Annotated in this window: 16 protein-coding genes; 8 read left to right on the forward strand and 8 right to left on the reverse strand. The window is 65.5% G+C overall.

The window, feature by feature from the left end:
- Positions 1–20: 20 nt before the first annotated feature.
- The 4 genes from PE058_RS11745 to PE058_RS11760 all read right to left on the reverse strand — a co-directional run bounded on the left by PE058_RS11745 (position 21) and on the right by PE058_RS11760 (position 4,869).
- Complete coding sequence (locus PE058_RS11745; protein WP_271028466.1) at positions 21–1,712, reverse strand: methyl-accepting chemotaxis protein; 1,692 nt, start codon at positions 1,710–1,712, stop codon at positions 21–23.
- A 139-nt stretch (positions 1,713–1,851) separates the two neighbouring features.
- A complete protein-coding gene (locus PE058_RS11750) occupies positions 1,852–3,504 on the reverse strand; it encodes a cisplatin damage response ATP-dependent DNA ligase (RefSeq protein WP_271028467.1) in 1,653 nt (550 codons plus the stop codon).
- 6 nt (positions 3,505–3,510) lie between these two features.
- The gene (locus PE058_RS11755) at positions 3,511–4,524 is read right to left on the reverse strand and encodes a ligase-associated DNA damage response exonuclease (protein ID WP_271030613.1); all 1,014 of its coding nucleotides are present in this window, start codon (positions 4,522–4,524) and stop codon (positions 3,511–3,513) included.
- 138 nt (positions 4,525–4,662) lie between these two features.
- Positions 4,663–4,869 (reverse strand): YdcH family protein, encoded by a 207-nt coding sequence (locus PE058_RS11760; RefSeq protein ID WP_020087763.1) that lies wholly within the window; start codon positions 4,867–4,869, stop codon positions 4,663–4,665.
- 268 nt (positions 4,870–5,137) lie between these two features.
- On the opposite strand from PE058_RS11760, the gene PE058_RS11765 reads away from it, so the two are divergent.
- Positions 5,138–5,314, forward strand: a complete 177-nt coding sequence (locus PE058_RS11765; protein ID WP_020087762.1) for a YdcH family protein — start codon at positions 5,138–5,140, stop codon at positions 5,312–5,314.
- Between the two features lie 255 nt (positions 5,315–5,569).
- Here the strand turns inward: PE058_RS11765 and PE058_RS11770 are convergent, their stop codons facing one another.
- Entirely contained in the window at positions 5,570–7,201 is a 1,632-nt protein-coding gene (locus PE058_RS11770; protein ID WP_271028468.1) for an acyl-CoA synthetase, read from the reverse strand.
- A 697-nt stretch (positions 7,202–7,898) separates the two neighbouring features.
- Here PE058_RS11770 and PE058_RS11775 point away from each other — a divergent pair.
- On the forward strand, positions 7,899–8,159 hold the full coding sequence (locus PE058_RS11775; RefSeq protein WP_020087760.1) for a DUF4170 domain-containing protein: 261 nt from the start codon (positions 7,899–7,901) through the stop codon (positions 8,157–8,159).
- Positions 8,160–8,361: 202 nt separating this feature from the next.
- The gene (locus tag PE058_RS11780) at positions 8,362–10,200 is read left to right on the forward strand and encodes an ABC transporter ATP-binding protein (protein ID WP_271028469.1); all 1,839 of its coding nucleotides are present in this window, start codon (positions 8,362–8,364) and stop codon (positions 10,198–10,200) included.
- A 43-nt stretch (positions 10,201–10,243) separates the two neighbouring features.
- Here the strand turns inward: PE058_RS11780 and PE058_RS11785 are convergent, their stop codons facing one another.
- On the reverse strand, positions 10,244–10,981 hold the full coding sequence (locus PE058_RS11785; RefSeq protein WP_026868302.1) for a fused DSP-PTPase phosphatase/NAD kinase-like protein: 738 nt from the start codon (positions 10,979–10,981) through the stop codon (positions 10,244–10,246).
- 292 nt (positions 10,982–11,273) lie between these two features.
- Between PE058_RS11785 and PE058_RS11790 the strand changes: the two genes are divergently transcribed.
- A complete protein-coding gene (locus PE058_RS11790) occupies positions 11,274–13,304 on the forward strand; it encodes a glycosyltransferase N-terminal domain-containing protein (RefSeq protein ID WP_271028470.1) in 2,031 nt (676 codons plus the stop codon).
- Entirely contained in the window at positions 13,294–14,340 is a 1,047-nt protein-coding gene (lpxK, locus tag PE058_RS11795; protein ID WP_271028471.1) for a tetraacyldisaccharide 4'-kinase, read from the forward strand. Before PE058_RS11790 ends, lpxK begins: the two co-directional genes overlap by 11 nt.
- A gap of 12 nt (positions 14,341–14,352) precedes the next feature.
- On the opposite strand, the gene PE058_RS11800 is transcribed toward lpxK, so the two are convergent.
- A complete protein-coding gene (locus PE058_RS11800; RefSeq protein WP_020087755.1) occupies positions 14,353–14,589 on the reverse strand; it encodes a DUF2093 domain-containing protein in 237 nt (78 codons plus the stop codon).
- A gap of 124 nt (positions 14,590–14,713) precedes the next feature.
- On the reverse strand, positions 14,714–16,468 hold the full coding sequence (xseA, locus tag PE058_RS11805; RefSeq protein WP_271028472.1) for an exodeoxyribonuclease VII large subunit: 1,755 nt from the start codon (positions 16,466–16,468) through the stop codon (positions 14,714–14,716).
- Positions 16,469–16,552: 84 nt separating this feature from the next.
- On the opposite strand from xseA, the gene purD reads away from it, so the two are divergent.
- From purD to PE058_RS11820, 3 genes are all read left to right on the forward strand, one after another.
- Positions 16,553–17,839: a phosphoribosylamine--glycine ligase gene (gene purD / locus PE058_RS11810; protein WP_271028473.1), complete on the forward strand. Its 1,287-nt coding sequence runs from the start codon at positions 16,553–16,555 to the stop codon at positions 17,837–17,839.
- Entirely contained in the window at positions 17,839–18,261 is a 423-nt protein-coding gene (locus PE058_RS11815; RefSeq protein WP_271028474.1) for a hypothetical protein, read from the forward strand. The genes purD and PE058_RS11815 overlap by 1 nt, the downstream gene beginning before the upstream one ends.
- Positions 18,262–18,413: 152 nt before the next feature.
- Positions 18,414–18,752: a hypothetical protein gene (locus PE058_RS11820; protein ID WP_271028475.1), complete on the forward strand. Its 339-nt coding sequence runs from the start codon at positions 18,414–18,416 to the stop codon at positions 18,750–18,752.
- Positions 18,753–18,758: the final 6 nt, after the last annotated feature.

Below are 18,758 nucleotides of genomic sequence, written 5' to 3' on the forward strand. Positions count from 1 at the left end.
ACGTTTCGGCACGCGCCACCCTAGGCGGCGCGAACCGTGCTCAGGAAGCGGGCGACCTCGGCCTTCAGCACGCTGCTCTCGCTCGAGAGCGTCACGGCCGAGGACAGCAAGGCGGCCGACGCCGTTCCGGTCTCGCTGGCGCTGCTGTTGACCTCGACGATGTTGGCGGTCACTTCGGACGTGCCCTTGGCCGCCTCCATGACGTTGTTGCTGATGTCCTGCGTGGCGGTCGCCTGCTCGGCGACGGCGGCGGAGATGGCGTTCGAGATGTCCGAGATCTTGCCGATCGTCTCCACCACGCCGCCGATGGCGTTGACGGCTTCCTGCGTCGCGCCCTGCATGCCCTGGATCTGGACGGCGATATCGTTCGTCGCCTTGGCGGTCTGGGTGGCGAGCGCCTTCACCTCCTGCGCGACGACGGCAAATCCCTTGCCGGCTTCGCCTGCGCGTGCCGCCTCGATGGTGGCGTTCAGCGCGAGCAGGTTCGTCTGCGAGGCGATGGTGCTGATGAGACCCACGACGTCGCCGATGCGATGGGCGGATTGCAGGAGCGCCGTGACGCATGTGTTCGTGGAGTGGGCCTTCTCGACGGCCTGATGGGCGGCGGCGGCGCTTTGCGAGATCTGTCGCTCGATCTCGCCCACTGCGGTGGAAAGCTGCTCGGTGGCCGTTGCGACGCTGCCGACGTTGCCGGACGTGATCTCGGAAGCTGTGCCCACCATGGTCGAGAGCTGGCGGGTGGCATCCGCCGAGCGGGTGAGCGTCTTGGCGGTCCCTTCGAGGGAATTGGCCGCGATGCTGACTTTCTCGATGATGGCGCCGACGGAGCTTTCGAACTCTTGCGCCAGGCGCTGCATGGTGAGCCGGCGGGCTTCCGCGGCGCGCTGCTCTGCCTCCACGCGCTCCTTGCGCATGCGCTCGTTCTCCTCGATGCCGTGTGCAAACACGCCGAGGGTGCGTGCCATGTTGCCGATCTCGTCGGCGCGTTCCGTGCTGGGAATCACGGTGTCGAGCTTCCCATCCGACATGCGGACCATCGCCTGCTCAAGGCCGGCGAGCGGTCGCACGATGCCGCGCATCATGAAGACGAGCGTCATCAGGACGCCGGCGATGGAGAGCACGACGGCGGTGTTGGTGATCCACGATGTCATCTCGGCGAAGGCCGCGGCCTCCGCGCCCAGGGTCTTGGCATCCTGCTCGATCTTTTCACCGACGGCTTCGAGCGACTGCTCCAGCTCCTCGAAACGGGCGTTGAAGGCGGGCATCGCGGCGAGGGCGCGGGGCCGATCGCCGAAGGCTGCGGTCACGGTGGATTTGGCTTCTTCGAGGTACCTGGCGAGCGGGGCATCGACGCGGGACAGCTCGGCCTTGATGGTGCCGGAAAGAGGCAGCGCCTTGTTCGCGTTCACCAGCTCCACGAAATGGGTGCTCATCTCGTCCAGCTCCGCCCGGATCTCCTTTTCGGAGGTTCCGAGCTCTCCCGAGGTGAGGGCGGCCAGCACGATGGCGCGGAGGCCGTCGTGGTACATGTCGAGCGTGGTGTGGTTACGAACTGCGGTAGTCAGGACCACGGAGTTGTCGAGACTCTCGATCAGCCGGTTGCGTACGAGGACGCTGGTTGTGGCTGCGATGAGCGTGGCCACGAGGCAGGCGCCGCATACAACAGTTGCGCGGCCGGACAGTGATTTCGGGATGAAAGGCGGCGACAACATTGCGGCGGTCCTGCGCTGAAATATTCATGCGAATGCGCAGGATCATATGTCTGATGATTTAATTTTGAATTTCAGTTTGTTCATCTAACAGTAGCTATTTGCTAATTTTTCCTAAATCTTCCGGCGTGTCGAGCTGCGGTCAATTGGCGCCGGAAATTTGATCTGTCCGGGGTGTTTCCATGAGGTTGCGGGCGGCTTCGATGGTATCGGCTTCACGGGCAGGCTTGTCCCACCGGATGCGATGAATGCGCGGAAAGCGCATGGCGAGGCCCGATTTGTGACGGGGCGAACGGAAGATCGCGTCGAAGGCGACCTCGAGCACGAGCCTCGGCTCCACGGCGCGAACAGGGCCGAACTGCTCGGTGGTGTGGTTGCGCACGAAACGATCGATCTCGGTGAGCTCCGCGTCGGTGAAGCCCGAGTACGCCTTGCCGACCGGAACGAGCTCGTGCCCCGGATACACGTCTCCACGCGGGCTCGTCTCCGATTGCGGCTCCTCGATGCTGCGCCAGACGCCGAAGGTGTAGTCCGAGTAGTAGGACGAGCGCTTGCCGGACCCGCGCTGGGCATACATCAGAACGCAGTCGAGTGTGAGCGCCGCGCGCTTCCATTTGAACCAGTGACCACGCGGGCGGCCCGAGAGATAGGGGCTCGTCCAGCGCTTGAGCATCAGCCCTTCGATGCCGGTGTCGCGCGCGTCGGCCCACAATGTGTCCAGCTCCTCGCGCGTGGCGAAGGGCACGAGCGGGCTGATGTCGGAGAGGGGAGGGCGCTTCCTTTCGTACCAATCCTCGAGACGCACTCTGCGCTCTCTGAAGCTCAAGGGTCGCAGATCCTCGCTCCCGTCGATGAGAAGATCGTAGAGGCGCACGTGGGCGGGATGATCCTTCAGCATTCGGCCCGTGACGGCCTTGCGGTTGAGGCGCTGCTGCAGATCGTTGAACGGCGCGACGATACCGCGTCTCGCCACCAGCAGCTCGCCGTCGAGTAGCACGTCGAGCCCTTCGAAGGCGGAGACGATCTCCGGAAATGAGCGCGAGATGTCGTCGCCCGTGCGGGAGAACATGCGCGCGTGCCCGCCGTGCGCCGCGATTTGGACGCGGATGCCATCCCACTTCCATTCGGCGGCAAACTCGCCGGGCTCGAACGTCGTCCAATCCTGCTCTTCTATGGCGTGGGCAAGCATGAGGGGGCGGAAGACCGGTTTCCCTCCGGCATCGGGACGCGGGCCTTCGCCTTCGAGCCAGCGGAACAGATCCGTATAGGGCGGGGCGATGGCGTGCCAGATCTCCTCGATGTCGGAGACGTCGTGGTCGCTCATCTCGGCGAGTGCCGTTTTGGCGAGGCGTGCCGAGACGCCGACGCGCGGTGCGCCGCCGATGAGCTTCAGAAGCGCCCAGCGGCCGCGCACATCGAGGCGATCCAGGAAGTCGCCGAGAATGGCGGGCACCTCGTTCGGTTGCGCTTTTGCGAAGGCAGCGACGACCTCTCTCAAGCGGGGCGGCTCGCCGCGGAGCTTCGGCTCGGGCCACATGAGCGCGACCGTTTCGGCCGTGTCGCCCACATAGTCGCGCGAGAGCGCGTAGAGCACCGGATCGACGCGCGTCTCGAGCAGCACTGCGAGGCTGCGCCGGAGGGGAAGGCGCGGAAACAGCCCGTCGGTCAGCGCGGCGAGGGCGAAGCCCCGATCGGGATCGGGGCTCGCGCGAAAGTAATCGACGAGGAGCGACAGCTTGCCTTTTCGCGACGGGGTCGTGGTGAGGGTGTCGAGGAGAAGCGCGAAGGGCTGCATACCGGACTAGTCTCCCTCGTCCTCGAAGCCCACGAGCGCGAGCGCGCGGGCGTTGAGGCCGCGGCGGCCGAGCTCGTAGACGAGGGCGTCCTCGCGGCCGTGCGTCACCCAGACATCCTCGGCCCCGGTTTCGAGCACGGTTTCGATCAGCTCCGGCCAGTCCGCATGATCGGAGATGACGAGCGGAAGCTCCACGCCGCTCTGGCGCACGCGACCCTTGATCCGCATCCATCCCGACGCGAACGCCGTCACGGGATCTGGAAAGCGGCGCGACCAGCGATCGGCGAGAGCGGAGGGCGGGCAGAGCACGAGGGCGCCCGCGAGATCGGCGGGGCGTGTGTCCGCGACCGCACGGATTTCGCCGAGCGGAATGCCGAGCCGCTGGTACAGCTCGGTCGTGCCCATGAGCGCGCCATGAAGATAGATCGGCGCGTCGTAGCCTGCGTCGCGTGCGAGGCGGATCACACGCTGGCACTTGCCGAGGCCGTAGGCGCCGACCAGATGCGTGCGGTCTGGATTGCGGCGGAGAGAGGCGAGCAGGCGGCCGACTTCTGAGATGGCGGGCTCATGGTGAAAGACCGGCAGCGCGAACGTCGCCTCGGTCACGAACACGTCACAGGCAATCGGTTCGAACGGCGGGCAGGTTGGATCGGCGCTGCGCTTGTAGTCGCCCGAGATCACCGCCCGCTGTCCATTCCATTCGAGCACGATCTGCGCGGAGCCCAGGATGTGCCCCGCGGGAACGAACCGAACCGATACGCCCGCGAGCGATTGCGTGGCGCCGAGAGGGGTCGCCTCGAAGCGTCCGGCCGCCTCGGCGCCGAGGCGCACCTTCATGACTTCGATAGTTTCGGCGGTGGCGAGGACTGCTCCGTGTCCGGGACGGGCGTGATCGCTGTGCCCGTGCGTGATGAGTGCGCGGGGCACGGGGCTCGCGGGATCGATGTAGGCGTCGGCGGGCTCGCAATAGAGACCGCGGTCAGTTGGGTAAAGCCATCGGTCTATTCCGGCAGAACGCATGGCACTCACGCCGCAGCTCTCCTCACCTCTGGCCCCGCATATATCTACGACAGGCTCAGGAATGCGGATCGGCCGTCATCGGTTTCCAGGCAGGCCCGTTCTTAGGCTCGCGCAATCCCGGGCGCGCGTCCGCAGCGCTCAGGCGATGATGTCCGGAAGCAGCTGGTCCTCGATCTTGGTGATCTGATCCTTGAGGGCGAGCTTCTTCTTCTTCAGGCGCCGTATGGTCAGCTGATCGGCCGCCCCACCCGTTTCGAGAGCGAGGATCTCGTCGTCCAGCAAGCGGTGCTCGGAGCGGAGCTTAACAAGCTCTTCTCGAAGCTCCCTGTCGTTCTGCCGCTGCATGTCGATGCTCGTTCGAAAGCCGGATCTGCGTGGTGCTCAAAGAAAACGCAGGGCGCAGGTCCGGCGGGACTATCGTCTCATTTGCTGCGTTCTGCAAGCAAGTCGGTATGCGTTTGAGATAAAACACATGGATAAACCGATGCTTAGCGACGCGTTAACGGGCGCGCGCCGTTTAATGTCCTATTTGCGACGACCGCTCTTCCAATAGACAATTCGTGGCATATCTGTAACAATGCTTCGGTCTTCAAACTCTGAAAAGGAGGTCAGGATGGCGCTTTCGGCTCATCTTCAGGAACTCTCAGAGAAGCACCGGCAACTCGAGCGTCGGATTGAAGAGGAGACGGCAAGACCTGCTTCGGACGACGTAACGATCCGCCGGCTTAAGCAGGAGAAACTAAAACTCAAAGACGAGATCGTAAGGCTTGGGGCCGAGACACGCCACTAAGGCGCGCTCGGTGATCCTCCGCGGAGCTGCGGTGGAGCTGGCTCCCAGCTGCTATCGCATCTCCCGGCATCGCCTCGTTTCATAATTTCCCACATTGCTGCGCCTCACAAGCGGCGTCACGGCCAAAGGTCTCGTGTGTCGTCTGCCGGGTCGCGCTTATGTGCGAAACAGGCTCTCGCGATGTGCTCGCGAAAGAGCTTGGCGGTGGCTTTGTGGCTTGGAGCGAAACGGGCTCGGAGCAAGCGCGGGCTGCCGTCAGGCGTCCTTCGCGAGCTCGCGCAGCCTGAACTTCTGCACCTTGCCGGTCGATGTCTTCGGCACGTCGATGAAGACGATACGCCGGGGCGCCTTGAAGTGCGCGAGGCGCTCGCGGCACCACGCGATCAATTCCTCCTCGGTGGCGCTCGTTCCGGGCTTCAATTCCACGAAGGCGCAGGGTGTTTCGCCCCATTTCTCGTCGGGCTTCGCGACCACCGCGCAGACCGCGACGGCGGGGTGCTTGTAGAGAACGTCTTCGACCTCGATCGACGAGATGTTCTCGCCTCCCGAGATGATGATGTCCTTGGAGCGGTCCTTGAGCTGGATGTAGCCGTCCGGATGGAGCACGCCGAGGTCGCCGGAATGAAACCATCCGCCTTCGAAGGCTTCGGCGGTGGCTTCCGGGTTCTTCAGGTAGCCCTTCATCACGATGTTGCCGCGGAACATGACCTCGCCGATGGTTTCGCCGTCGGCGGGAACGCGCGTCATCGTCACCGGATCCATGACGGTGAGGGCTTCGAGGGCAGGATAGCGCACGCCCTGGCGCGAGCGGCGCGCGTCCTTGGCGGGCTTGGGCAGGTCGTCCCAGGCGCTATGCCATTCGTTGAGCGTCGCGGGGCCATAGGTTTCGGTGAGGCCGTAGAGATGCGTCAGCGCGAACCCGGCTTCGTTCATGCGCGCCATCACGCTCTCGGGCGGAGGGGCTGCGGCGTGGTTGAACGCCACGCGATGGGTGATCTCGCGGCGCTCTTCGTCCTTGGCGTTGAGCAGCGTCGCCATGACGATCGGCGCGCCGGAGAGATGCGTGACTTTGTGGTCGACGATGGCGTCGTACATCGCTTTGGCTCGCACCCAGCGCAGGCAGACGTGGGTGCCTGCGACGACGGAGAGCGACCAGGGAAAGCACCAGCCGTTGCAATGGAACATCGGCAGCGTCCACAGATAGACGGGATGCTTGCCCATGCCGGTGGCGATGGTGTTGGCGTAGCACATCAGCGCCGCGCCGCGGTGGCTGTAGACGACGCCTTTGGGATTGCCTGTGGTGCCTGACGTGTAGTTGAGGCTGATGGCGTCCCATTCGTCCGGCGGGGTGCGCCAGGTGAAGGCCGGATCGCCGCTGGCGAGGACGGCCTCGTAATCGAGATCGGAGAGCGCGGGGCCTGCCGCGTCCGGGTATTCGGTGTCGTAGTAGTCGATGATGAGCGGTTTCGCTTTCGCGAGCGCGAGCGACTCTTTCATCAATCCCGAGAACTCGCGGTCGGAGATCAGGATCTTCGAGTTCGCGTGATCGAGCTGAAAGGCGATGATCGGCGCGTCGAGCCGGGTATTGAGGCAATGAAGCACGGCGCCCGTCATCGGCACGGCATAGTGCGCTTCGAGCATGGCCGGCGTATTTGAGAGCATCACGGTGACCGTGTCGCCGGGGCCGATGCCGCGGCTCACCAAGGCGGACGCGAGGCGGCGGGCGCGCGCGTAGAACTCCGAGTAGGACACCCGCTTCGAGCCGTGGATGATGGCGGTGTGCTCCGGATAGACGGCGGCGGCCCGTTCCAGGAGGCCGATCGGAGTCAGCGGCTGATAGTTGGCGGGGTTCTTGTCGAGACCGATGGAGTAGGGGTTTTCGCTCATCAGGGGCCGTCGGTTCTTGGTTTGGTTGTGGTGCGGTCAACGCTAGCGAAGGACACCCGCGGCGGCAATGTCGATCCGCGCACGGGCTTGTCGTTGCCTGACGGCACGCCAGCGTCTGCCGACATATTGGGCAACTTCACTGTGAAGCTTTGCGGTTTGTGCCTTGAAACTCGGGCGCGGGTCTATAGCATCTTCGGGTGTGTCGTCAGTCCCTCTTTGCAAGGGAGGCGGAAATGACGGAGCCCAAGCTAGAAAACGTGGCGTTATGGGTGGTCGCGGTGCTCGTTTTGATGGTGCCGTGGGCGCTTCTGTGAGTCGCGCGGCCTCGGCGGTCTGCCGAGGAGCCGGGCTGGCATAAGCCCGGATCTCAGAAAAGGTTTCGGCGCGGTAAGGTTTCCCCCTTTTCCCGCGCCGTTCCCCCGTTTTGTCCTGTCAACTTCTGAGCAGCCGTCTCGTGCGGCCATGGGGAGATATTGGCACGGCAAATTGGAGATCCGATTAAAGAAACTGCTTAGCAACGCATGAAAATTTGATCCATTCGCCGGTTTTTGCCGGAAAAGGGGCGAATTGGGCGCCGCGCTACTTCAACAGGTGCGAAAAGGTCGCGGCCCTGCAGGCGCTGCCGCAGCCTTGAACCCTTTTGGGGGATGGGGCAGGAAAAGAAGTTGCACTCAATTGTCGATCTAGAGGATCCAGAATGACCGTCCAGCTCGAAACCGCTCCCAAGCAGCTCCTTCACCTCGTTTTCGGCGGTGAGCTGCAGGACCTCGAAGGGATCGAGTTCCGGGACCTCAAGAGCCTGGATATCGTTGGCATTTTTCCGAATTATGCGGAGGCTCTCGTTGCCTGGAGGGCGGCCTCCCAGAAGTCGGTCGACAATGCTGCGATGCGTTACTTCATCGTGCATATGCATCGCCTTCTTGAGCCCCTGGCGAAGGCGGGGCAGGCGCCGGCCTGACGGGACGTTCCGCGCGGCCCCGAAAAGGGCCACATGGGCGCCAAATCATACACTTATTACCAGCTCTCCACCGGAGGTCGGTCGGCTGCGGTGCTGACTTCCGCTAAGCTCGAAGATAAAATCGGGCGTTTTTCGCGTGCCCGAGCCGTGCGTAGCCCAGAGGCGGACTGCCGTCGTTTTCTTTAGGAGCCCTTCACAGTCGATGGCGACCGCACGCACACCACGGCATGGGCAAACCGCGCGCCCGAAGAAGGCTGCCCTCGACGCCCATTCGCGCAAGCTTCTCTCTCGCTTCCTGGCGGACTGGGTGAAGCCGCGCTGGCGCGAGCTGCTCGTCGCGCTTGCGCTGACGGCGGCCCTGGCGGCGGCGACCGGCGCCTATCCGATGGTCATCAAGTTCTCGTTCGACAATCTGCTCGCGGGTGACGTTTCGTGGCTGCCGTGGGTGCTCGCCGCGATCATCTTCATCACGCTCGCGCGAAGCACGTTCCTTTACCTGCAGACGGTTGCTACGCAGCGGATCGTTCTCCGGTTGATGGCGGACATGCAGAGCGTCACGTTCCGCCATTTGATCAACGCGGACTATGCGCGCCTCACCCGCGATACGCCCGGGCGGCTGATGTCCAAACTTACGAACGACGTGCAGTTCATCCAGCAGGCTTCCCTCGCCTCGATGAACTCGATCATGCGGGACACGCTCTCGATCGTCGCGCTCGTGGGATCGATGTTCTATCTGGACTGGCTCATTTCGCTGGTCGTTCTCGGCGTCTATCCGTTCGCGGCCGTGCCAATCGCGAGCATCGCGCGTCGGGTGCGCCACAATTCGACGCGCACGCAGGCCGAGCTCGGCGGCATGACCTCGCTGCTGGTCGAAAAGCTTGGCGCGACGCGGCTCATCAAGACCTATCGTCTCGAGGACTACGCGGCCTCCCGCGTGAACCGGAGCTTCGAGGAGGTCTTCCGGTTGAGGCTCAAAGGCGTCGCTGTGAAGGCGCGGCTGGAAGCGTTGCTGGAAGCGCTCGGCGGCGCGGCCGTGGCTGGCGTCATCTGGGTCGCCTACTGGCGCATTTCGAGCGGAGCCTCGACGGTCGGCGATTTCATGGGATTGACCGCCGCTCTTCTGATGGCGGCACAGCCTCTCAAGGCGGTTGGCGGTTTGATGGCGCGTCTCCAGGAGGGCCTCGCGGCCGTGGAGAGCATCTACGAGATCCTGGACGAGAAGCCGAAGAACAAGGATCTGCCGGGGGCGAAGCCGCTGCACATCACAGAGGGCGCGGTCAGCTTCGATCACGTGTCGTTCCACTACGGCGACGAGTCGATTCCGGCGATCATCGATTTCAATCTCGACGCCAAGGGCGGGCAGACGGTCGCGCTGGTGGGCCGGTCGGGAGCCGGAAAATCCACGATCGTCAATCTCGTGCCCCGGCTCTTCGACGTGACGGGCGGTAGCATCCGCATCGACGGGCAGGACATCCGGGAGGTGACGCTGGCGTCGCTGCGCTCCTCGATCGCCCTCGTCAGCCAGGATGTCACGCTGTTCGACGATACGATCCGCGCGAACATCGCGCTCGGCAGGCTCGGCGCGAGCGACGAGGAGATCGTGGCGGCGGCCAAGGCGGCGGCGGCGCACGAGTTCATCCTCAGCCAGCCGCAGGGCTACGAGACGCTGATCGGCGATCGCGGCGTGCGGCTTTCGGGCGGGCAGCGCCAACGCCTCGCGCTGGCGGCGGCCATTCTCAAGGACGCGCCCCTCCTCCTGCTCGACGAGGCCACGAGCGCGCTCGATACCCAGTCGGAACGGCTCGTCCAGCAGGCGCTGGCCGATTTCACGCGCGGGCGCACGTCGATCGTGATCGCGCACCGCCTCTCGACGGTGCAGAACGCGGATCTCATCTGTGTGATGGACGGCGGGACCATCGTCGAATCCGGCTCGCATAGCGAGTTGATCGCCCGGGGAGGGGCCTATGCCCGCCTCGTGCGCGCGCAACTGCTGTCGGATTCCGATGCGGACAGCCCGCCGCCGGGATTGCCTTTGAACTGAAGCGCGACAGCTCGCCCGGCTGCAGGGCACGGCCTGCGGGCCGTTATTCGCGGCGGAAAATCTTGTCGACGACGCGGTTAGCCCAGCTCTGGGAGTGAAGGCGGGCCTCTACGTCCTTCGGATCGTAGACCGTCTCCACCCATTCGTAGAACGAGATGGGTGTTTTCTCCGCATAGGCGAGATAGGCTTCGAGGAAGTGATCGAGGATGCCGGTGTCGGCCTGGCGGATGTGGCCGTATCTCAGGGATAGCTGGTTGCGCGCATCTGCGATCGGGATCTGGTGGCGCGTATGCAAGTAGAGCGCGCTCATCAGGCCGACGCGGTCCGCACCCGATTTGCAGTGCATGAGAATGGGATATTCGACGGTCTTGAACAGCTCGCGGGCGCCGAGCACCTCGTCACGCGTCGGAGCCGCGCGCGAGCGGACCCGGTAGTCGACCAGATTGATTCCAGCCTCCCGGCATGCCGCCTGCTCGTAGGCGTAGGTGGAGGTATCGAGCTGACCCCGCAGGTTCACCACCGTGCGCACGCCGCGCCGCGCGACGTCTCGGATCTGGTGGGGCAGGGGCTGGGCGGCACGCCAAGCTTGATCGGACAGGCGGTGCCGGTTGGGGAAAAACAGGCGGATGATAAGATGGTCAAGCAGCAGCATGTCGAGATAGCGGGCATACGGCTCCGCACGCCGGCGCCAAGACACCGGCAGCGCCGACGTCACAAGTCTCAGCCCCGCCCAACCCGAGCGGCGTAGAACGCGCCGTGCCCGTTTTGTGAGGGATGCCATGTGCTCTTTGATTTCCCGCGTAAATTGCCGCGTCTGGAGAGGAGCGTTCCACGGCGGCCTCTCAAAGCGGTCCAGTCTATGGGCTCCCTAGCATTATCCTGCCGGATCTGTCGATGATTCAGCGTCCACAGGCGTCGCCACAACATCCACATCGGCTACGTCCTTGTTCTGGCGTGCTTCTTATGTGGGAAACCGCTTCACACTTTTCCGGAAGCGCTCTATAGGGAAATGTCCGGAAAACGGCGTCAGGATTATTGCGGCTCGAGCAGGGAGAGGCGAGAGAGGCCGATCGATGGCACAATCGCCAAAGCCAGAGTCGAGAATTGGCAGATTCGCCGGTCTGCTTGCGGCGCGCTACACGCGCTTCGTCCGAAATACGTCCACCGTCGTCTACGAGCCGTCCGACGCAGTTGCGCGCGCGGGTGAAATACACCCGTTCATCCTGGCAATGTGGCACGGCCAGTTCGTGTTGATGCCGACGCTGCACCAGGGCGCCTTTCCGGTGTCGGCAATCGCGGCCCGCCATTCCGATGCGGCGGTGGTGCGCACCATGCTCGGCGAGTTCGACATCGAGGTCGTGCAGGGAGCAGGCGCGGGCGAGCGCAAGCGGGATCGCGGAGGTGCGACGGCGCTCCGGATCGCGACGCGGCTGCTCAAGGGCGGCAGCACCTTTTCCATGACGGCCGACATTCCGCCGGGGCCTGCGCGCAAGGCCGGCACCGGCATTACCATGCTGGCCCGCTATTCGGGCCGTCCCATCGTTCCGTTCGCGGTCGCCACGTCGCGCTTTCTCGTGCTGCCGACGTGGAGCCGAATGACCATCAACCTGCCGTTCTCGAAGCTGGCCTACGTCATCGGCGATCCGATCTGGGTGCCGCCCGACGCGGGGGAGGATGTGCTCGAAGAACGCCGGCGCGCGGTGGAAGCAGGCCTCAACCGCGTGACGGCGCGTGCCTATGAGATCGTGGGCGGAAATCTGGCGCGCGTGACGCCGCCTGCTCCGCCCGAGGCGTTGACTGCTCCGGCGGCCGAGGGGCTGACGCTCAAGCTCTACCGGGGCGGAACCCGCCTGTTCGGGCTCGTCGCGCCGCTGCTGCTCGCAGTTCGCGGCCGGCAAGGCAAGGAAGATCCCGAGCGACGCGGGGAGCGCTACGGCAAGGCGAGCCTGCCGCGTCCGGACGGTCCGCTCGTGTGGGTGCACGCGGCGAGCGTGGGCGAGACCAATGCGGTGCTGCCAGTGATCGAGCGGCTGCTCGCGGAGCGGGAGGATCTGTCCGTTCTGCTCACGACCGGCACGGTGACGTCGGCGGCGCTTGCCAAACGGCGGCTTGGGCCGCGCGCGTTCCACCAGTTCATCGTGCTCGACGTGCCGGAGTACGTGCGCGCGTTCCTCTCGCACTGGAAGCCGGATCTCGCGGTGTTCGCGGAGAGCGAGATCTGGCCCAACCTCGTGATGGAATCCTCGGCACGCTCCATTCCGATCGCGCTCGTCAATGCGCGCATGTCGGCGCGCAGCTCCAAGCGCTGGAAACGGCTCAAGGGCATCTCGCTGCCGCTGTTCTCGCGTTTCGATCTGGTGCTCGCGCAGAACGATCAGCTCGCGCGCGCCTTCAAGGGATTGGGCGCGCGGCGCGTGCAGGGTATCGGCAATTTGAAGATCGACGCGCCGCCTCCCGTCGTGGACGTGATGGAGCTCGAGCGGCTGCGCCAGGCGCTCGACGGACGGCCTATCCTGGTCGCTGCCAGCACGCACGATCCCGAGGAGGAGATCGTGGGCCGTGCACACGCTCTCATCGCGCGCAAGCTTCCGCGCTTCTGCACGATCATCGCCCCGCGTCATCCGGCGCGCGGCAAGGCGATCGCCGAGATGCTCCGGGGCAAGGGGTTCCGCGTAGCGCTGCGCTCTGAGGGCAAGCTGCCGGATGCGGATACCGACATCTACGTCGCCGACACCATCGGCGAGCTCGGCACGCTCTATTCGCTTACCGACATTGCGTTCGTCGGCGGATCACTGATCCGGCATGGCGGGCAGAACCCGGTGGAGGCCGTCGGCCATGGCGCCGTGGTGCTTACCGGGCCGCACTGGACGAACTTCCGCGATTTCTACACTGCGCTTCTGCGCCGCAAGGGTGCGCGCGAAGTGAGCTCGGCCGAGGAGCTTGCGGCGGCGGTCGAGCAGATCCTCACGCAGGAGGGTGAGCTCGAGCGCATGAGAGGCGGCGCCAAGACGGCGCTGGCTTCGCTCGCCGGCGCGCTCGACCGGACGGTCGAGGCGCTGATCGAGATGCTGCCCGAAGGCTCGCGCGTGCGCCGTGCCTCTTGAGGAGCCCTCGTGGTGGTATGGGGCAGCCGGTGGCTCGCACCTCGCCGAACGCCTGCTCAGTCCAATAAGCGATCTCTACGGCCGTGTGGTCGAGCGCCGCTTCAAGGCCGTGCAGCCCTTCCGGTGCGGCCTGCCGGTGATCTGTGTCGGCAACTTCACGGCAGGCGGCACGGGCAAGACGCCGCTCACACGCTTTCTGGTTTCGATGCTCGCAGGCGATGGCGTCACGCCGGTCTGTCTTACGCGGGGTTACGGCGGCTCGCTTGCCGGTCCCGTCTGGGTCGCGCCCGAGCGTCACAGCGCAGGTGAGGTCGGCGATGAGCCGCTGCTCATTGCGCGGACGGCGCGGGTGATGATCTCGCGCGATCGCAAGGCGGGCCTAGCGGCGATCGCGGCGAGCGAGGGTGTCGAGATCGTCATCATGGACGACGGATTGCAGAATCCGAGCCTCGCGAAAGACCTCTCCATCGCGGTCGTGGATGCGGGCCGCGGATTCGGTAACGGCCGTGTCATTCCCTCGGGTCCGTTGCGGGCACGCCTCGATTTCCAGCTCGGTCTCGTTGACTGCATCGTGGTGATGGGTGCCGATCCACCGGAGGGGCCGTCGCCGATTTTCGAGGAGTTGAAGAAGCGGTTTCCCGGCCCGGTGCTGAGAGGGGCGGTGGCGCCGACGGGGGACTGCGGCTGGATCGCGGGAAAGTCGCTGCTTGCATATGCCGGCATCGCGAACCCGGAGCGCTTCTTCCGTCTGCTGGAAAGCTTCGGGCCGGACAGACTAGTGCGCCGCGCGTTTCCCGATCATCACGCGTTCACGGAGGGCGAAGCCGCGGGGCTGATCGCCGAAGCAAAGGCGCTGGGCGCGGATCTGGTCACGACCGAGAAGGATCTGGCACGTCTCGCGGGGGGCTCGGGTGCGCCTGGAGAGCTTGCGTCGCTCTCGCGCACGCTGCCTATCGAGGTACAGTTCGACGACCGCGATCTTGTGCGGCTGCGCTCTCTGGTGGACGGAGTTCTGAAAGGGGCTGCGCGCGGCTGAGGCGGAGGGCGGTCAGCCGGCTGCCTTGCGATTGCGGACGGATTCGAGATAGCGCTGGAGCGAAATCTCGGAGGAGGCATAGGGCTCCTGCAACTCCACGCTCCAGTAGCGCAGATCCGCCAGATCGATCTTCTGCCCCGTCACGGCGCAGCGCACGAAATCGCCCGGCGAGACCACCTGGAACTCGCCGTCGAGGTAGCGCACCTGGGCTTCGCCCCGAATGCCAAACAGCTTGTCGAAGCGGTTCATGTTACCTCTGTCCTGCAAATACGTGCCGGCCGGAACGCTCGAAATGCGTGCTCGTGAGCCTGTCGCACCGTTCAAATCGCCAATTGGGGGGGCGGCGTCAAGGGACGGACTTCGAATTTTGTTATCAGAAGAGCGAGCCTTGCTCCCCCGGGCCCCGCTTCTGGGCTGTCGTTGCAGGCTTTTCGGGCGCTTTGCGGCCCGGCTCTGCGCGCGGCGAGGGTGTCGCGGGGGGCGTTCCGGGGCTCACGCCCTTGACGTCGGTCTGGACGCGTCCGTCGCCGAACTCGATTTCCAGGCTTTGCCCGACGGTTACGGCCGCGGCCGAGCGGACCATGGCGCCATCGGCGTCGCGGACGAGGGCGAAACCGCGCGCCAGGACGCTGTGATAGCCGAGCGAACCCAGGAGCTTGGCCTGGCCTTCGAGGGTGTGACGGCGCTGCGCGAGGCTGCCCGTGAAGGCGCGATCGAGGCGGCGGGCGAGGGTTTCGAGGCGCTCGCCGCACCGTTCCACGCGATGGCGGATGGGAGCCGGCTGAAGCCGCCCGGAGGAGCGCTCTAGCCGAGCCCGGCGCACGGCGGCTGTGCGCGCAAGGCCGTCGCGCGCGCGGCGTGCGAGACCGTCGAGCCTGTCGGCTGAGCGCTGGAAGCGAATTTCGAGGAGACGGGGATCGAGCCGCGACGTGATGCGCACATGGCGTGTGTGATGGGCTTGCGTGTTGGCGGAGAGGGCGCGCGAGAGGCGCAGCCCCGTCGTATCCATGCGCTGGCGGTGATGGATGACGAGGGTGCGCGGGCTCGGCAGACGTCCGGCCACCTGAGCGAAGCGCGTGTGGCTGCGCTGAACGCGGGTTCTGAGCGCTGCGTCGAGCCGCATGGCGACATTGTCGAGCCGCTGGCGGGGAAGGGCTGCGAGGTCCTCCGCACGCGGCAGTCCACGCTCTGCGGATTTGAGGTCGCGGCGCAACGTCTCCAGAAGACGGCGGATGGCGACGGAGAGGCGAAGCGTGAGCTTGCCGGTCTCCTGCAGGAGATCCGAGTGCTTGGGCACGGCCCATTCCGCCGCCTTGGTGGGGGTGGGTGCGCGGGCATCGGCGACGAGGTCGATCAGCGTCCAGTCGGTCTCGTGGCCGACCGCAGAGATGACGGGGATGGTGCTCGCGGCGACGGCGCGCACGACGGCTTCATCGTTGAAGCCCCAGAGGTCTTCCAGGCTGCCGCCGCCACGCGCGACAATCAGCACGTCGGGACGGGGAATTGCGCCTTCCGGTGAAAGCGCGTTGAAGCCACGGATGGCGGCTGCGACCTCGGCCGCGCTCCCTTCGCCCTGCACGCGCACCGGCCAGACGACGACGCGCGTCGGGAAGCGCTCGCGGAAACCGTGCAGCATGTCGCGGATGACGGCGCCGGTGGGGCTCGTCACGATGCCGACGACCTTGGGCAGGAAGGGAAGGGGCCGCTTGCGCTCCTCGGCGAAAAGGCCCTCGGCGGCGAAGCGGCGCTTCCTCTCCTCGAGTTGCGCCATCAGCGCGCCGAGGCCAGCGGGCTCCAGGCTCTCGATGACGATCTGATATTTGGATGAGCCGGGGAAGGAGGAGATCTTGCCGGTGGCGATGACCTCCATGCCCTCCTCAGGCTTGAAGCGCAGCTTGCTCCAGTTGCCGCGCCAGACGACGGCGTCGATCTTGGCCTTGTCGTCCTTCAACGAGAAGTAGCAATGGCCGGAGGCATGCGGGCCGCGGTAGCCTGAGATCTCGCCGCGCAGGCGCACGTGGCCAAATCCGTCCTCGAGCGCCCGTTTCACCGCGTTCGAGAGCTCGGAAACGGTGAATTCGGCGACGTTGTTGCCCTGGCTTGAGGCTGGGGAGGGAGTGGAAACCACGAATCGGTCCTTGCTTGTTCGGCGAGCCATCCATGATACACGATGGGCAAAACCCCATCCAAGATCGCCAGGATCTTCTTACCTATGAATGTTCTCCTGATCGGCGGCGGCGGGCGCGAGCATGCGCTGGCCTGGGCCCTGAGCGCCAGCCCGCTGCTTACGAAACTCTATGCCGCGCCCGGAAACGCTGGGATCGCGGAGCTTGCCGAGTGCGTCAAGCTCGACGTGGCCGATCACGCGGCGGTGCTGCGCTTCATTGCCGAGACCGGCATCGGCTTCGTCGTGATCGGGCCGGAGGCGCCGCTGGTCGGCGGGCTCGGAGATGCGCTCTCGGCGGCGGGCATCAAGCATTTCGGTCCCTCTCAGGCGGCGAGCCAGCTCGAAGGCTCGAAGGGCTACACCAAGGATCTCTGCCGCGAGGCGGGCATTCCGACCGGCGCTTATGGCCGTTTCAAGGATGCTGCCTCGGCGCACGCCTATCTCGCGCGCCAGCCCGTGCCAATCGTGGTCAAGGCCGACGGGCTCGCGGCCGGCAAGGGCGTCGTCGTCGCGACGACGCGGGCCGAAGCCGAAGCCGCCATCGATGCGTGCTTCTCGGGCGCATTCGGTGCGGCGGGTGCGGAGGTGGTGATCGAGGAGTTCCTCGACGGCGAGGAGGCGAGCTTCTTCGCGCTCTGCGACGGCAAGACGGCGCTCGCGCTCGCGACCGCGCAGGACCACAAGCGCGTGGGTGACGGCGACACCGGGCCAAACACGGGCGGCATGGGTGCCTATTCGCCCGCGCCCGTGATGACGCCGGAGCTGGTCGAGCGGACGATGGCCGAGATCATCCGGCCGACTGTCAAAGCCATGGCGGCCCGCGGCACGCCTTTCAAGGGGGTGCTGTTCGCAGGCCTCATGATCACCAAGGAAGGGCCTAAGCTCATCGAGTACAACGTGCGCTTCGGCGATCCCGAAACGCAGGTGCTGATGATGCGGCTCACCTCCGATTTGCTGACGGCGATGCTGGCGACGGCGGACGGCGTGCTCGATGCCTGCGATCTGCGCTGGCGCGAGGACGTGGCGCTCACGGTGGTGCTCGCGGCCAAGGGCTATCCCGGCACGCCGGAAAAGGGCACAGAGATTCGTGGCCTCGAAATCGCGGGGCAGGTGCCGGGCGTGCAGATCTTCCACGCGGGGACGCGGCGAGACGGGGGGCGCCTTCTCGCGGACGGCGGGCGCGTGCTCAACGTGACCGCGCTCGGCGCCACTGTCGGCGAAGCGCAGGAGCGCGCCTATACGGCGATCGCCAAGATCGATTGGCCGGGCGGCTTCTGCCGGACCGACATCGGGTGGCGCGCAGTCGTGCGGGAGAAGGCGGGAGAGACGTGATGGGGCGGTTCGCAAGCCTCTTGCCGCGCATGGTCTTGGCGTGGACGCTTGCCGTCTCCGCCGCCGTTGCCGCAGATAAGCTTGCAACGGATGACGCTGTTCGCCGCGAAATGAAGGCCATTCGCGACCTGACGCTCAATGTGCACACGCTGGTGACGCACCGGCGTATGCCGCCCGCCGATGCCCGCACCTATCACGCCCGCGTCAAGGCGGCCGTAGAACGTCTCCGGACCGAGACGACGCTGGACGGCGGCGAGCGCGACGAGATCGAAAATCTCACGCAGGATATTCTCGCCGGCGCCGAGGCCATCGGACGCTCACCGTCTTCGACGGAAGCCATCGACGGGATCGTGGCCATCGACGAGGCGCTGGCGCGCTACGCGAAGCAGTTCGATCATCCAGGCTGGCAGCCGCTGCGATAGCAGCCTGGCGCGTGCGAAAATATCAGGCGCGTCTCCGGGAAGGATGTCCCTCACGCAAGGGACGATTTGAAGCTTGCGTACGCTGCGTCTGCGCGCACATGCTCGCGCTCGAGTGTGAGATGCCTGCATGGCACCCGCGGGGATGAGGCACAATGCTGCGCATAGTCACTTTGATCGTTGGCGTCGTGGTCCTGGCAGTTTCCGCCCATGCCGAGGTTTGGATGGTCAAATCCTCGGGCGTCGTCGGATGCCGGGATCGCGAGACGCTCGCCAAGCTCGATCCATCGCAGGCTTCGCACGACGGGGCCGCGCCTGACGGCTGCGTGCTTCTCTATCCGGGCGAGAGATTGCTGGACCAGCCTGAGGTAGGCGTGGGCTTCAACGAGTTCATCCGGGTGCAACGCCACGACAGCAGCACGGTGTTCGTCACGCGATCGGCGATCGTCGCCGATCCGGGGATCGGAAGCGCCACGGACGACCGTCCCGAATGACGACGA

The organism is Hyphomicrobium sp. DMF-1, from assembly GCF_027886585.1.
GTDB lineage: Bacteria > Pseudomonadota > Alphaproteobacteria > Rhizobiales > Hyphomicrobiaceae > Hyphomicrobium_C > Hyphomicrobium_C zavarzinii.